14 protein-coding genes and 1 pseudogene are annotated in these 15,497 nt (G+C 35.7%); 10 read left to right on the top strand and 5 right to left on the bottom strand.

The genetic code is table 11. From position 1 onward, the window contains the following. Positions 1 to 260 precede the first annotated feature (260 nt). Positions 261 to 560, bottom strand: a pseudogene (locus tag ACIQLB_RS16455) (IS3 family transposase); the annotation flags it as partial. A gap of 139 nt (positions 561 to 699) precedes the next feature. On the opposite strand from ACIQLB_RS16455, the gene mutT reads away from it, so the two are divergent. Together mutT and ACIQLB_RS16445 are read left to right on the top strand one after the other, a co-directional pair. Next, entirely contained in the window at positions 700 to 1,098 is a 399-nt protein-coding gene (gene mutT / locus ACIQLB_RS16450) for an 8-oxo-dGTP diphosphatase MutT (protein ID WP_400727895.1), read from the top strand. A gap of 26 nt (positions 1,099 to 1,124) precedes the next feature. Further along, on the top strand, positions 1,125 to 4,016 hold the full coding sequence (locus tag ACIQLB_RS16445) for a DEAD/DEAH box helicase (RefSeq protein WP_400727892.1): 2,892 nt from the start codon (positions 1,125 to 1,127) through the stop codon (positions 4,014 to 4,016). 567 nt (positions 4,017 to 4,583) lie between these two features. On the opposite strand, the gene ACIQLB_RS16440 is transcribed toward ACIQLB_RS16445, so the two are convergent. Then, entirely contained in the window at positions 4,584 to 5,498 is a 915-nt protein-coding gene (locus ACIQLB_RS16440) for a restriction endonuclease (protein WP_400727889.1), read from the bottom strand. A gap of 497 nt (positions 5,499 to 5,995) precedes the next feature. Next, positions 5,996 to 6,250: a hypothetical protein gene (locus tag ACIQLB_RS16435; protein WP_400727887.1), complete on the bottom strand. Its 255-nt coding sequence runs from the start codon at positions 6,248 to 6,250 to the stop codon at positions 5,996 to 5,998. Positions 6,251 to 6,656: 406 nt separating this feature from the next. Between ACIQLB_RS16435 and ACIQLB_RS16430 the strand changes: the two genes are divergently transcribed. Together ACIQLB_RS16430 and ACIQLB_RS16425 are read left to right on the top strand one after the other, a co-directional pair. Beyond that, on the top strand, positions 6,657 to 7,049 hold the full coding sequence (locus ACIQLB_RS16430) for a DUF6930 domain-containing protein (RefSeq protein WP_400727886.1): 393 nt from the start codon (positions 6,657 to 6,659) through the stop codon (positions 7,047 to 7,049). A gap of 520 nt (positions 7,050 to 7,569) precedes the next feature. Continuing rightward, positions 7,570 to 8,484, top strand: a complete 915-nt coding sequence (locus ACIQLB_RS16425) for a hypothetical protein (protein WP_400727884.1) — start codon at positions 7,570 to 7,572, stop codon at positions 8,482 to 8,484. A 268-nt stretch (positions 8,485 to 8,752) separates the two neighbouring features. Here the strand turns inward: ACIQLB_RS16425 and ACIQLB_RS16420 are convergent, their stop codons facing one another. Together ACIQLB_RS16420 and ACIQLB_RS16415 are read right to left on the bottom strand one after the other, a co-directional pair. Beyond that, a complete protein-coding gene (locus tag ACIQLB_RS16420) occupies positions 8,753 to 9,193 on the bottom strand; it encodes a cell wall hydrolase (RefSeq protein ID WP_400727881.1) in 441 nt (146 codons plus the stop codon). Positions 9,194 to 9,355: 162 nt separating this feature from the next. Next, positions 9,356 to 9,907, bottom strand: coding sequence for an ECF transporter S component (locus ACIQLB_RS16415; protein WP_400727878.1), 552 nt, complete (start codon positions 9,905 to 9,907; stop codon positions 9,356 to 9,358). Between the two features lie 191 nt (positions 9,908 to 10,098). On the opposite strand from ACIQLB_RS16415, the gene ACIQLB_RS16410 reads away from it, so the two are divergent. The 6 genes from ACIQLB_RS16410 (at position 10,099) to ald (ending at position 15,402) form a co-directional block, all read left to right on the top strand. Then, entirely contained in the window at positions 10,099 to 10,947 is an 849-nt protein-coding gene (locus ACIQLB_RS16410; RefSeq protein ID WP_400727921.1) for a pyridoxamine kinase, read from the top strand. A gap of 97 nt (positions 10,948 to 11,044) precedes the next feature. After that, positions 11,045 to 11,338 (top strand): hypothetical protein, encoded by a 294-nt coding sequence (locus ACIQLB_RS16405; RefSeq protein WP_400727875.1) that lies wholly within the window; start codon positions 11,045 to 11,047, stop codon positions 11,336 to 11,338. A 198-nt stretch (positions 11,339 to 11,536) separates the two neighbouring features. After that, positions 11,537 to 11,947, top strand: coding sequence for a UPF0158 family protein (locus ACIQLB_RS16400; RefSeq protein ID WP_400727873.1), 411 nt, complete (start codon positions 11,537 to 11,539; stop codon positions 11,945 to 11,947). Between the two features lie 255 nt (positions 11,948 to 12,202). Next, complete coding sequence (locus tag ACIQLB_RS16395; RefSeq protein WP_400727870.1) at positions 12,203 to 12,811, top strand: TetR/AcrR family transcriptional regulator; 609 nt, start codon at positions 12,203 to 12,205, stop codon at positions 12,809 to 12,811. Between the two features lie 155 nt (positions 12,812 to 12,966). After that, a complete protein-coding gene (gene kynU / locus ACIQLB_RS16390; RefSeq protein WP_400727867.1) occupies positions 12,967 to 14,253 on the top strand; it encodes a kynureninase in 1,287 nt (428 codons plus the stop codon). 21 nt (positions 14,254 to 14,274) lie between these two features. Next, complete coding sequence (gene ald, locus ACIQLB_RS16385) at positions 14,275 to 15,402, top strand: alanine dehydrogenase (protein WP_400727864.1); 1,128 nt, start codon at positions 14,275 to 14,277, stop codon at positions 15,400 to 15,402. Positions 15,403 to 15,497 lie beyond the last annotated feature (95 nt).

Here is a 15,497-nt window from a genome sequence, read left to right as displayed (position 1 = left end):
AGGCAAAATTAAAAATGAGTCCGGTGCAATACCGAACTCATTTTACCCGAGCTGCCTAATGAAATAACCGTGTCTAACTTTTAGGGGTCACTTCAAAGGAGAAAAGTTAAATAAGGTTTTGGAAAGTATGTAGTATCTATAAATGGATGCTGCGTGTTTTTTTATAGGCAATTTTACTGTAAGGGACCCATTAAATATAGTGGGTCGATAAAACATTTTTCGAGGGGCTGTCAATATGTGTAATCGATAATCTAGACTTTGATAATTTCTCCATTAAATAAATCTAATACGGGCGGTAAATATAGCTTTTCTCCAATAATTTAAACTCTGTGATATCCGTTACCTATTTCTCATTAGGTGCCTTAGCCGTAAAATGACAGTCTAAAATGTTAGACGCAATTATGCCAACGTTTCCTTTAAAGGATTTATATTTTTTCATACGTACAACACACTATAACCCCAGCTCATTCATGATACGTTGCACTTTTTTTATGATTCACTTTTTGCCCACGATTCACTAGCTGGTTACGAATACGGTGATAGCCATAACGCCCTTCATACATCGCCTAAATGAGGTTTTATACTACTTACATTTTCTTTTATATTGATACTTCGAAATCTCTCACTAAACTCCTTACTTAACTCCTTTACTAAAATAAGCTAAACTTAAATTAAAAAATATAATAAAGGTGATCCGTTATGAAAAAAACAGTCCATGTCGTTGGTGCAATTATCGAAAACGAAAAAAATGAAATATTCTGTGCGTTAAGAAGTCCAGAAATGAGTTTGGCAAATTATTGGGAATTTCCAGGAGGTAAAATTGAAGTTGGAGAAACACCTGAACAAGCGTTAAAACGAGAAATTCAAGAGGAATTTACTTGTACGGTTCAAGTAGGTGCAAAAGTAGAAGATACAACATATGAATATGAAAGAGTAATTGTACGACTTGAAACATACAAAGCGAAATTAATAGATGGACAACCGAACGCATTAGAACATGCTGCCACGAAATGGGTTACGCGAGATAAACTTACACAACTGAATTTCGCCCCTGCGGATGTCCCAGCAGTAGAGAAGATTTCAAAGGAAGAAAAATAAAAATAAATGAAATGATGTGAACTTAAGTGGAGCAACAGCAACTGATTCAAAAAATCGAAAACTCCCTTTACAAAGGATTTATCGATCAAAACAAGACAGTTTCAGCACAATTTAAACCAAAACTTTTAACAAACAAGCATCATGAAACTGTCTTATCGACAATACTTCAAGAATTAAAAACATGTAAAACATTTATTTTTTCTGTCGCCTTTATTACTGAAGGTGGTTTAGCAACTTTAAAAACAATGCTTTACGACTTAAAACAAGAAGGGATAAATGGACGTATTTTAACGTCCACGTTTCTCAACTTTAACCAGCCGAAAATGTTTAAAGAGCTTCTTAAACTTGGTAACGTTGAAGTGCGTGTAACTAATGAAAAAGGTTTCCATTCAAAAGGCTATATTTTTGAACATCAAGACTACTACTCTTTAATTGTCGGGAGCTCCAATTTGACTGACAGTGCTTTAAAAGCAAACTATGAGTGGAATGTATTTTTAACTTCATTAGAAAGTGGAGAAATTATTAATCATTTTAAAAACCAATTTGAAGATGCATGGGATGAAGCGATTCCTTTAAGGGAAGAATGGATAGCTGATTACAAACAATATTACGAGCTACAACCTTTTGTTAAATATACTACTTCGAAAACATTAGAACTAAATTCTAAATATTTAACAAATGCGCTTGCTGAAAGCTTAGCAATTCAACCAAATAAAATGCAGACAGCTGCGCTGGAACAATTAAATGCTCTTCGTGCAACTGGTGCTAAAAAAGGATTAATTATCTCTGCAACAGGTACGGGTAAAACGTATTTATCTGCTTTCGATGTTCGAAGCTTTTCTCCTAAAAAAATGCTATTTATTGTACACCGTGAGCAAATCTTAAAGAAAGCGATGCAAGATTATCGGAAAATTCTCGGTGGACATGAAGATGATTATGGCATTCTTTCCGGTACCTCAAAAGATGTCCATGCTAAATACTTATTTGCAACGATCCAAACAATTTCAAGAGATGGCTACTTTCAACAATTTGCAAAAGATCAATTTGATTATGTGTTGATAGATGAAGTACATAAAGCAGGTGCTGAGTCCTATTTAAAAATTATCAATTATTTTACTCCGAACTTTTTACTCGGTATGACTGCAACACCTGAACGAACTGATAGATTCAACATTTATGAGTTGTTTGATTACAACATCGCCTATGAAATCCGTCTGCAATCAGCTCTTGAAGAAGAAATGCTCTGCCCTTTCCATTATTTTGGTGTATTGGACTATGAAAAAGATGGCTTAACTATTGATGATGCAACAAAACTTCAAAATTTAGTATCTTCTGAACGTGTAAAACACATTGTTGAGAAGATTAATTATTATGGCTATTCTGGTGATCGTATTCGTGGATTAATGTTTTGTAGTTCCAAGGAGGAAGTTCGTGAACTTTCTACTGCTTTAAACCATGAAGGTTTAAAAACGATTGGGTTAACTGGTGACAATTCACAGAATGAGCGCGAAGAAGCAATTCAAAAATTGAATAATGGAGAACTCGAATACATTTTAACGGTTGATATTTTTAACGAAGGAATTGATATCCCATTCTTAAATCAAATAGTAATGCTTCGCCAAACACAATCGAGCATTATATTTATACAACAGCTTGGTCGTGGTCTACGTAAACACGATTCTAAAGATTATGTAACAATTATTGATTTTATCGGAAACTATAAAAATAACTATCTGATTCCGATTGCCCTCTCTGGGGACCAAACCATGAACAAAGATAACATCCGCCGAAAAACGGTTAATACAGACTATATAACAGGCGTGTCAACGATAAACTTTGAAGAAATTGCCAAAAAGAAGATTTTTGATGCTATTAACAATACAAATTTATCGACATTAAAAACATTACGGGATGCTTATACAGAAACGAAAAATCGTTTGGGTCGAATCCCTTTCCTCATTGATTTTATTGAGCAAAACTCAATCGACCCTGAGGTTATTGTAGGTTATTCCGATAACTACTATAATTTCTTATTGAAAATGAAGGAGTCAATGCCTTCTCTCACTGAATATGAACTTTCTGTTTTAGGAATGTTTTCAAAAGAGTTTTTGAATGGAAAACGAGTACACGAAATTCTTTTAATTGAAACGTTACTTTCTGAAGAATCAATTTCCAGAGAGTCTTTCATTCAAAGATTAAAAGAATTTGGAACATATGCAAATGATGCAACAATTCAATCCGTTGAAAACATGTTCTCACTAAAATTCCATGTTCAAAATGATGTGAAAAAGTATAAATTTAAGCCTATTATTGAAATCGTTGATGGACAATATCAATTTAATAAGGAAATTCAAGAGAGTGTGAGAGATTCAAATTTTAAAGGATATATTGAGGATATTGTAAAATGTGCTTATGTTAAAAATCAAAAGTATGATAAAACAAAAGCAATGACGTTATTTGAGAAATATTCCCGTAGAGATGCTTGCCGATTATTGAACTGGCCGCATGATGATTCATCAACTATTTACGGTTACCGTTCAAAGCATAACACTTGTCCAATCTTCGTTACGTATCATAAAAAGGATGAAGTCGAAACAAGCCAAGCTTATGGTGATGAATTTTTAGCACCCGAACTATTTAGATGGTTCACCCGTAATCGTTTAACGCTGGATTCCGTTGAAGTAAAGAACATCTTAACTTATAAAGAGTCAGGGATGGAAATTCATCTATTTACGAAAAAAGATGACGGTGAAGGCACAGATTTCTACTACCTGGGCCAAGCAGACATTGCAGATGGTAGTGCAAAAAACGAAAAAATGTCTGATGGAAAAGGAAATCATCTATCAGTCGTTACGATGAATTTAGTACTAGAGCAACCTGTGAATTATGATATTTATCATTATTTGGTAGAGGAGTGAAAGTTAAACTTGAAGTGAACTAATTGCTTCGGGTTTTTCCCTTTATTATTTCCCCTGTTTATACAAGTCATAAATTTATGAAATAATGCAAAGTCGAAGCAACTTTTATAATGAATAATGTAATTGAATCGACTAACATAGAACAATTAAGAGTGAGTTAAAAGAAATTGAAAGTATACTAAAAGATAAAAACAACAGAGATGAAGAGGAAGAAAAATTACTAAAGAGTGTTGGAGACTTAAGTGAAATAAATGATAAAGATAAATTATAGAATCCGAATTATTTTACAATTTCTCAACTGTAATTGAGAATCTTGATGTTGATTGGGATATTTGAATGGATAATCATACGCGTGGTATTTCAATCGGAAGTTCAATATTATTTGGGAATCCAACTCTCGATAGACTATTGATTGATATGAAAGTTATCAGTTTATTAGATAACAAAATGCAGAGTTAATAACTAACACTATGACCCAATGTAGAGATTCTGGTTGAGGGTTCAACTCATATACCTTAAAAATGCAGCAATCTTCAAATGAAGCTCGCTGCATTTTCTTTTGAATTATCAACTCTCCTCAAAAAAATCTAAATCCATCCGCTTTATTGTAAAGGTTTGAACATTCGACACACCTACATTGTATAAAAACATTAACTCAGTAAGTTTCATTCCATCAATTAAAATTAACGATTTATCAATACTCTCGGAATATTCCATTGCCTCTTTTGTGAAACGAGATGTAGTGATGAAAATGCCTTTGTTAGCTTTAAAGCCTACCAAGCTTCCCACAAATGCTTGGATATCAGGTCTTGAAACTGGATTTGCCCAACGTTTTCCCTGTAAGTAGATTTTATCTAATCCTAGGACGTCTTCTTTCACAATGCCATCGATTCCGCCATCACCAGATTTTCCTACTGCTTTCCCAGCATCTGAAATCGATCCTCCGTAACCCATTGCTACGATTAAGTTTACAATTAATTGCTCAAAGAATTGGGGTGAGCATTCCATAATCTTTTCTAATAGTTCAGTTTGCAATGACTGCTTTAAGATTAGATAGTTTTCATTCATAATTTCTAAGGGGGTTCTGGAATCCTCAGAAATAACTGTTTGTTTATCAGAATCTGTGGAAGGTTTTGTACGATTTTTAAATTCTAAAAATTGGGGGTAACGTTCTAATACTTTCAGATTGATTTCTTTAATAGACGAATCTTGAAGAAGTTTTAAGCCTTCTGGAGTAATTTTAAATACAGCGCGTTTTGGACTGCTGATTAGACCAGCATTTTTTAGATAAGTACGTGCCCAACCTATTCGATTAACGACAATTGTTTGATTTCCACTAGGGAGAAGTTCTTCTACTTTTTCTTCTGATAAATTGAAATGTTGAGGTAAAAATTCATATAATTCTTTTAATGTATGCTCATTTTCATCTTTTAGATAGTCTAAAAAAGGAAACATAAATTGTTCATAAGTAGGTATTTGCAAGTAAGTCACGCCTTTATATTAATTTTAAAGTCTATATTTTTATTTTACGATAATTGTATATGATTTGGGACATAATGTTATGTATAGAATTGATTATAAGGAAAATATATAAAGTAAAACTATATGGGTTTATGAGACATATTTAAAAAGCTCAATAAGTATGGTAGGGATGACCATATACTATTGAGCTTTTTGTTTCAGTGAATTTCACCATGTTGATTGTTTGTTAATACAATAAATAAAACTGATCACCATAACCAATATCTGGATCCTTGTGCGACGATGAATCGATCAAGCCATGTTTCAAAATTCATTGATAATCTTTGAATATCTCCAACTTGAACATATATTAGATAGTCGTGATCCAACTTTTTCTGAATCAATGAACATATAGTCACCATATCCTTTATAATATCCGATCATATACCAATTATTATCATACGCACTTTTATAATTTAAATTTGTATCATATTCATTTAAATAATTTAGTATTCCTTTTATACTGAATAGTTCAAAGTAATCCGCTCCATCTGAAAATAATTTTCCGCCATACATAATTTTAAAAATGCACAAAAGTCTTTCGGCAAAATATGATTAGTTTTTAAAGAAAATTCTTTTAGCTCTTGGTCAGTTACTGGTTTGTTCCAACCACATGTAACATTTAAGATTTCCCCATTCTCTCTTTGTAGAATTATGGTCTTCTCTTTATCTAATCGTTTATTTAAAGATGTTAAAACTAATTCAATAGACATACTGAATCACCTTATTTCGAATAGTTTCACCAAGGAGATACAATGACTCTGTGGAATGAGTAAGGCAATAAAACAATATAATTATTCTCTAATTTTTAGTAATTTAGAAAACACTAAATAGATTATTAAAGTATTTAAGCCTAATAAAGTAAAATCAAAAAATAAATTATTAATCCCTAAATCTATTATTTGAAGAATCGATACATCTTCTGATCCTTTATACTGGATCCATTTAAATGGAAATCCTAAAATTACAGAAGCTCGGAAGGATGGCTGGGAATATCCACAGCTAGCTGCACATAAATACCCAACGTTTAAAGTGCAAATGGATGGTGAGTTACAAGAAATCTATATTTTGCAAATAAATATGCCAAAGCCAACGTATGAGTGCTACGAGGAAACTTCGATGTTTGAAAAAGCAAAATATAAGAAAAAGCCTAAAAGCGCGTTACAACTAGAATATGATTTATTTTACATGCCTTTTGGCGTAGAAACGGAAGAAACGAACCGCACTGTTTATCCGATTGCTGGTATGCTTGTTGAACGAGGAAGCAATTTGGTTATTGAACACGAAATGCTCTCTATGCCTAAAACGCCATCAATTGCACAAGGCGTGTTATGGGCATTTTTACAAGGCTTAGAGGTAAGACCAAGTAAAGTATTTGTCTCTAAAGAGTTAAGACCGATTCTTCAGCCACTAGCAAAAATTGTCGGGGTGGAGCTTGTCGAGAGTAAACTCCCTTGCATACGAGAAGTGAGAGACTTTTTGAAAACCGTACCAATGGATTTATTTGAATAGTGTATGACCAGACCACACATTTCTGTGACTTTAGCACAGTTAAATGTGTGGGTTTTTAACGCGCCGTTCGTTAGTTTCCCCACATGCTATTGGTCTTATATGATGAAAGTCATAGTACTATTACAACACCTTTGATAGTAAGTAACCTAACATTGCTTCGTAAATATAAGTGCTATGTAATAGTACGAAATATTCTTGCTTTCTTATTCTGTTCATTATTAATTAATATTATCTTTTGATTCCGAAACAACTTTATTTGTCTTAATATCCTATGTTTATTGATTCACTTATGAATTATCTGAATCTGTTATATTTTTTAGTGTTTTTGTCATAGGGTAATTTTACTAATAGTATTGATTGAAATTGTTTAAAAATATAAAATAAATATAAATTTTAGTTTTTTGTTATTGATTTCCGTTTTTGGAATTTGAGATGGGCTTTGGATTTTTCCAACGGATTCGTACAGAAGGGTAGCAAAAAAGAAATTTTAATGCAGTACAAAATAAAGGAGTAGTTGATGATGATTAAGGTTAAACATTTAATAATAGGGGTAGTATTGAGTTTGCTGTTATCAGGTTGTAGTAGTAAAGAAGGTGTTAAAGAAAATACTGAAATTAGTGCTGAATCAGAAATTCAAGCATTAGAAACACTTTTGAAAGAAAAGAAATATGAAGACCTTTTAGTGAAAATGGAAACTTTACATTTACCAGAATCAGAAACGGATAAAGTAAAAGCGACGGTAGGTACAAAATTTGTAGACCAATTACTAAAAGAAAAAAATATTGAATTTTTAGGTTCAAAATATAACAGAATGAGATTAATTGTCAGTCGTGATAATTGGAGTAAAATGGAAAAGTTTGTTGAGCAAGGTGAAAAAATAATATTGGATGAAATGGAACAAGCGGTTAGAAGTAATGATTTCCAAAGGGTTAAAGAAATATATGAGAATGGAAAATCACTAAAAGAAGATGATGAAATTTCTGCTATGTATAATTATGCTCTATATTTACAAACGGACCGGAATTCTTACAAAGCGTCAGGGGCTTTAGCGCTTGCTGTTGATCCTAACTATCATGGAAGAATGAGGGATGAAATTGTAGCAGGTGTAACGAATACCTCATATAAGAATCCAAAAACGTTCGGACCTATAACTATGGATGATTGGAACTACATAGAAAATGAGTATCGACAAAATTTGGCTAATATGGAGAGAATAGCTATTGGAGAAAAAGAAAGAAAAGAGAGAATTGAAAGTGCTAGAGGTAAGAATCCTACACTTGGAATGACATACGATGAAGTAAAAGTATCACTGTGGGGTGAACCTGTTGATGTTAATAGAACAGTAACACAATACGGGACTCATGAACAATGGGTTTATGGAAATGGTCAATATCTTTATTTTGATGATGGCATTTTAACAAGTTTTCAAGATTAACTATCTTGTGACTTGTGTATGCGGTATATAAAAATATGCGAAGCGATTTGGTCTAACATCTGCTTTAAAGGGAACACCTGTTATACAGGAAGTTCCCTCTTTATATTATAGGGTAGCAGAATATCAAAATAACATTTAAAAAAGGTGTTTTTAGGGTTTTGAGATATTTCCAATCGATAACTGTTATCTACGAAGAATGAATATTGTTGTCTAAAGTACCTGCGAATAAAAATGTAGTATTCGCAGCATCAAAACGCGAAATGACTACCTATCCATTATAAACACTTTCACATGTATCAGGTGCTGGTTCATAGAAGCAATGATTTTTAAATTGACCAGTAAAAGGTTGACCGTACCATGTTGGAGGACATGGTGCGTATGGATTGAAGTACCAAAGCGCAAATTTTGCCGGATGTTCTCGCCAATAATCCAGCGTCAGTTTTGCTAATCTTTTTTCATTAGGTCGCGCTCTTTGGTAAAACATATTCCCTTTTTGAACAGCTTCAAAAGAATAATTTCCTCCCTGTACCTGATAAATGACATCATTAATTGTTCTTAAATCTTTAAAGTCTGGACATTCTGCTACAAGACGATTCACAATGACGTTGCCAACATATAGCATTCCCTGGTTTCCTTCACCTTCCGCTTCCGCTCTCATCATCCTTGCCACTAAGCCAATGTCAGAATCTATATATTTTACTCTTGGCATTTTTTCACCTCCACCATATAGTATGAAAAAAAGCCTTCATTATTGTCATTTATAATTCTAAACGTAACGACAACCCTAAACATAATGGTTCTAATATCGAAAAAACACGCCATCTAAGCTGTCGGCTAAACAACAAGATGGCGTGTTTATTTTTTTGCAGTATTAAAAATTCTTTTTGAAATACGGTGTTTTTTTCATCACGATACATACTGGTATCGCGATTATTAAACCGACAACGTTTTGGATTACGTCTCCTGGAATGGATACCATAGGGGCAACCCAGCTTTTGAACATAATCGCTTGCCCGATATAGTAGACCGCCATCATCACAGGCATTGAAACAACTGCTGCGAAAATGTTTAACCGAATGTTGTCGCCCCTATGTCCTTTAGACCAAGCGATTTTCCCAACAATGGCGCCTTGTAATGCGCGGGAGATAATTGTGGTTGGCGCCCAAATTAACCAACCACCTACGATATCGAATAAGCCCATTCCGATTGCTCCAGCAAGTGCTCCCTTTTTAGGGCCGAATAAAATCGACGTGATCAAAAGCATGGATGTCCCTAAGTGAATAAGTCCACCTTGCCCGAATGGTAACTTAAGATTAATGAACATTGTTGCGACGAAAACAAGTGCCGCTAAAATTGATGTAATGACTAAATCAAATGTTTTCGTGCGTGATTTTGTATAGGATTGACCTTGTATATTTTGCATGTGCATATCCTCGCTATGATGAATTTTTCGATAATTTTAACTTTAGCAAAGGACTGACTATCGTAAAAGTGCCAATTTGATAAAAATATTAAAGGTCAGTTTGATTTTCTATCAGTGCGTGCATTTTCGCATCTATCTAATTATGATACGATGAAGAGACTATAAGCAGGATTAGTTAGGTGGAGAGTATGATGAAAAAAGTTGCTGTAATTCAGGACATGTCATCCTTTGGGAAGTGCTCGTTAACGGCTGCGATGCCTGTGCTGTCAGTGATGGGTGTTCAGGCGGTGCCGTTTCCAACTGCAATTTTAACGGCGCAAACAGGGTATTCGAGCTTTTATTGTGAGGATTTAACATCAAAGATGGACCATTTTGTGGATGAGTGGAGCAAGCTTGGTGCGACCTTTGATGGTATTCATACAGGCTTTGTGACAGGTAAGGAGCAAATTGATAACATCTTTCGTTTTTTAAACGTCTTTCACTCGAGTGAAACGACGCTGCTTGTTGATCCGGTAATGGGCGATTTGGGCGAGGTGTATAAAATGTATACAGGTGAGTTGCTAGATCGTATGAAAGCGCTAGTGAAGAGTGCAGATATTATTACACCAAATATTACAGAATGCTGCTTGCTTACGGGTTTGTCATATGAGAAGCTAAAGAGCTATCAAGACGATTCAGATTATATTCAGGCGGTAGAGGAAGCGGGCCATCAGCTACAGCAGGAAACTGGGGCGAACGTTATTATTACCGGTTTGAATCCGCCGCCAGCAGATGCGAACAAGCGCTATGTAGGCAATATGTATGTCGATGCACATCGTTCATTTTCTAGCATCCGAGAATACAACGGCGAGAGCTATTCAGGCACAGGGGATTTGTTTGCATCTGTCATTATGGGTGGCATGATGCGCGGGCAAGATTTAGTTGAATCGATGAAACTTGCCGAGGCGTTTTTAGCCGCTTCAATTGAAGCTACATCAAAGGAGCAAATTCCGTGCGAAGCAGGCGTGAATTTTGAAAAGTTTTTACGAATGCTACTTTAGAATTCTAAAAGTTTTTATAACATTTTGAGCATTTTTGTATGGGTATTCATCAGTTAATTAAGGAAATAATGAAAATCATGAATTGGGGAGGTGTATAATGGATTCAATTAGATATTACGTAGTGCAAGTAGATGACCGCTATTACCAGGAGGAAGTAGACCTTCATACATTCACAGATGATGAAGAACAGGCCTTTGCGTTTACGGATATTGTGGCAGCAAACGAATTGGCTAATGAGATCAAAGGAATCGTCCTGACAAGAGAAGTCAGCTATAAGGAGCTAGAAGATCTTTCAGCACAATATCTGGTTGAGTACGAAGCTTTGCCAAAAGAAGAGCGTGACACGATAGAATCATTTTGTAGGGAGCTCAGTATAGGGATGTATGAATAAATGCCGAATCGAATCTTTTCGGTTCTTTTTTATGCAGTTTTTGACTGAGCTGAAGCATGCCATCCCTCAAAAGCATGACACTTTCTCAATTTGTTCAATGAAATAGTGAACAGCCCGTAGTCACGATTGATGGTTGCGGGCGTTTTTTGTAATATTAAGTGTGATTTGTGCGTGTAGAACTAAAATGAGGTGACGAAATTGAAACTACTAGATGAACTTGTGGATATATTTTTAAGTGGAAATGATAATGAAATGTCGTATGTGTTAAATCGTCGAACGGGTGAAGTTCTTTTGGATGCGCCAGAAGTTATTACTGACGAGCCTGAGATTGATTGGGATGATGAGGAAGTGGCTGCGGATTTAGTGATGATTCCAAACGTTTCATCGTCTGAAATGTATAATGTCATGGTCAGTTTTGCTAAAAAACAACCGGATTCGATTACGATTCATTTAATCAACGTACTTAACGGAAATAAGCCTTTTCGATTTTTTAAGGAAAAAATTAATGAATTAGGCATCGAAAATCATTGGTATCAATTTGAACAGGATTATGCTAAGAGTAGAATGACAGCGTGGCTAGAAGGGTTTTCCGAAATTGAAGACAGATAAGATTAAAGTAATTTGAAGATTTAACACTAAATGTAAATAGGAAAATAAGGAAGCGCAGTAGCGTAAAACGAGTGTGAAAAATCTATTATTCCCTCACATCCCTTGTAAGTGGTCAAAGGCACTTTAATTTTATGCGATCATCTACATAGATGTAATAGGGCGTTCATAGTATACATTCAATTTCTTCTACAAAATGCCCAACTCCTTGTTATTTTTGTATAATAGATGTAGATAGAATTTGGAAGTTGGTGAATTATGAAGAACCGTAGACAAATTAAGCAGGAACGTGCTCATGAAACACGCAATACATTGATAGAGGCGGGGAAGAAGGTATTTTTTGAGCAGGGCTTTCAGAAATCGACGATGAAGCAAATTGTTAAAGAGGCGGGTGTTGGGCATGGCACGGCCTATGTTTATTTTTCGAATAAGGATGCGCTTTTAATTGAAATCATCGATACACTGCTTGAAAAAATGTACAGTATTGCGAAGCTAAGTTTTGTCCCGAAATCAAAGACTGAAGCTAAGGAGCAAATTACATATCAGGTAAAGTCGTTCTTGCAGCAGGGCATTGAAAATGAAAAGCTTATGAGGTTAGTGCTTGAGGCAATTGGTGTTTCAGCGGAGATTCAACAAAAATGGTCTCTTGTTCAGCAGCATTTTATTGATCATATTGAGAAGGATATTTTATATGTGCAAAATAATAATATTGCGAAACCCCATCTTAATGCCAAGGATATTGCACATATGTGGTATCACATTAATGAAAATTTACTATGGCGTTGCCTGCAAGACCCGGACATTGCCATTGAACAGAATATAGAATTAATCGTTCATTTTTATATAGAAGGTCTTTATACAGATTAACCTCCCTTGTTGGAGGTTTTTCTGCTTTATGCATTCAAAAATATACTTTGGACATGAAAATTCTTCTTTGAAAAATATTGACACAGTGTCACTTTTTGATAAGATGAGTATAAGGTGGTTATAGATTACGATGCTACCATCATTTCAAAAGAGAGGTGTTTATAATGGAATTTAATCCAACAAGAGAATACGCAGCTTTTTTAGACAAAAATGATGATTTAAAACAATTTAGAGAGCAATTTTATATTCAGCCAGAGAAGATTTATTTTGATGGTAACTCATTAGGGCTTTTATCGAAGAGGGCGGAGGCAAGCCTGCTGACACTTTTAGATTCTTGGAAGCAGCACGGCATTGATGGATGGACACAAGGGGAGAATCCTTGGTTCTACTTATCAGAGCAGGTAGGTGTACAGCTTTCAAAGATCGTTGGTGCGAAGCCAGAGGAGGTCATTGCTACAGGCTCAACTACTGTGAATCTACATCAAATGATTGCAACATTTTATAAGCCAACAAGCAAAAAAACGAAAATAGTAATAGATGAATTGAATTTTCCAACAGACTTATATGCAGTACAAAGTCAACTAGGTGTGCACTATGAAAATATCGAGGATCATATTCAATATGTACGTAGTCAGGACGGGCACTATTATACTTACGAAGATATTGTTGCAGCGATGACAGATGATGTGGCATTAATCATCCTGCCAGGTGTGCTTTATCGCAGCGGTCAAATACTTGATTTGAAAGCGCTCACAACAGAGGCGCATAAGCGTGGTATTATCATCGGCTTTGACCTTTGTCACTCAGTTGGTTCTGTTGAGCATTCGCTACATGATTGGGATGTAGACTTTGCCTTTTGGTGCAACTATAAGCACTTAAACGGTGGCCCAGGTGCTGTTGCCGGCTTATTCGTGCACGAGAAGCATTCTGGTACGAAGCCAGGGCTAGCAGGATGGTTCAGCTCTGATAAAGAGAAGCAATTTGATATGGAAACAAGCCTTGTGCAGGCAAATGATGTAAGTGCTTATCAAATGGGTACACCGCATTTATTAAGCCTTGCACCGCTCCTAGGTGCACTTGAAGTCTTTAATGAAGCGGGGATTCAACGCATTCGTGAGAAATCGGTTCAACTAACAGAGTACTTCATTCAACTTTATAATCATTATTTAAGCGAATACGACTTTGAATTAAGCTGCCCAGTGAACAATGAGCTGCGCGGCGGTCATGTCTTTATGACACATGCGGATTCGGCTCGTATTTGTAAGGCATTAAAGGAGAAGGGAGTTATTCCTGATTTTAGAGCGCCAAACGGCATTCGTATTGCACCTGTAGCGCTTTACAATACATTTGAGGAAGTATTTGAGGTCGTTCAAATTATAAAAACGATTATGGATGAAAAATTGTATGAGTATTTCAAAAACGAACGTGAAATTGTAGCATAACGAGAAAGGTGGGAATTATATATGATTATTGGTGTACCAAAGGAAATTAAAGTAATGGAAAATCGCGTTGCTGTAACGCCTGCAAGTGCTAGTGTTTTAGTAGGTGCAGGTCATTCAGTGCTCGTTGAAACAAACGCGGGTCTTGGTTCAAATTTTACAGATGAGCAATATGTGGAGGCTGGTGCAACAATTGTTCCAACAGCGAAGGATGCCTGGACTGCGGAAATGGTTATGAAAGTAAAAGAACCAATCGCTTCAGAATATGACTATTTCTATAAAGGGCAAATTTTATTTACTTATTTACATTTAGCAGCAGATAAAGCATTAACAAAGGCGTTATTGGAGAAAGAAGTCGTGGCAATTGCTTATGAAACGGTCCAACTTGCGGACGGAAGCCTGCCACTCCTTGCACCAATGTCAGAAGTTGCTGGTCGCATGGCGGCGCAAATTGGGGCACATTATCTAGAACAAACAAATGGCGGTAAAGGTATTTTACTAAGCGGTGTACCAGGTGTTGCAAAGGGCAATGTGACCGTTATAGGCGGCGGGGTTGTAGGCTATAGTGCAGCAAAAATCGCTGTAGGATTAGGTGCGAACGTGTCAATTTTAGATGTCAATCCAGCACGTCTCCGTCAGCTTGAGGAAATCTTCGGTGACAGTATTCAAACGTTGATATCTAATAGCTTCAACATCTCGGAACAACTGAAAAAAGCTGATTTAGTTATCGGTGCGGTACTTATTCCAGGTGCCAAGGCTCCTAGACTTGTGACGGAGGATATGGTTAAGGATATGCAGCCTGCCTCTGTTATTGTTGATGTGGCCATTGACCAAGGTGGTATCGTGGAAACTGCGGATCATGTGACAACGCATGAAAATCCAACGTTTAAAAAACATGGTGTCGTACATTATGCAGTCGGCAATATGCCAGGTGCAGTACCAAAGACATCGTCGATGGCATTAACGAATGTAACATTACCTTATGCACTACAAATTGCATCGAAGGGCTACAAAGATGCGCTATTACTAAGTGAACCGTTACGTAAAGGTCTGAATGTTTACCAAGGTAAAATTACGATGGTCAAGGTTGCAGAAGCATTACAATTACCATATGAAAGCGCGGAGGACTTATTAAAAGGTCAAGTCGTGTAATAGTAAAAGAAGAAGTTAGAAAGTAAGCTGTAGTTATTTATAGAATAAAACTTTAGGTATGAGTCCGGTAATACTGGGCTCATGCCTTTTCTAGT

Source organism: Lysinibacillus sp. NPDC092081, assembly GCF_044755845.1.
Classification (GTDB): Bacteria; Bacillota; Bacilli; order Bacillales_A; family Planococcaceae; genus Lysinibacillus.
Note: the sequence above shows the minus strand (reverse complement) of the source record. Positions and strands in the feature narration are given on the sequence as shown.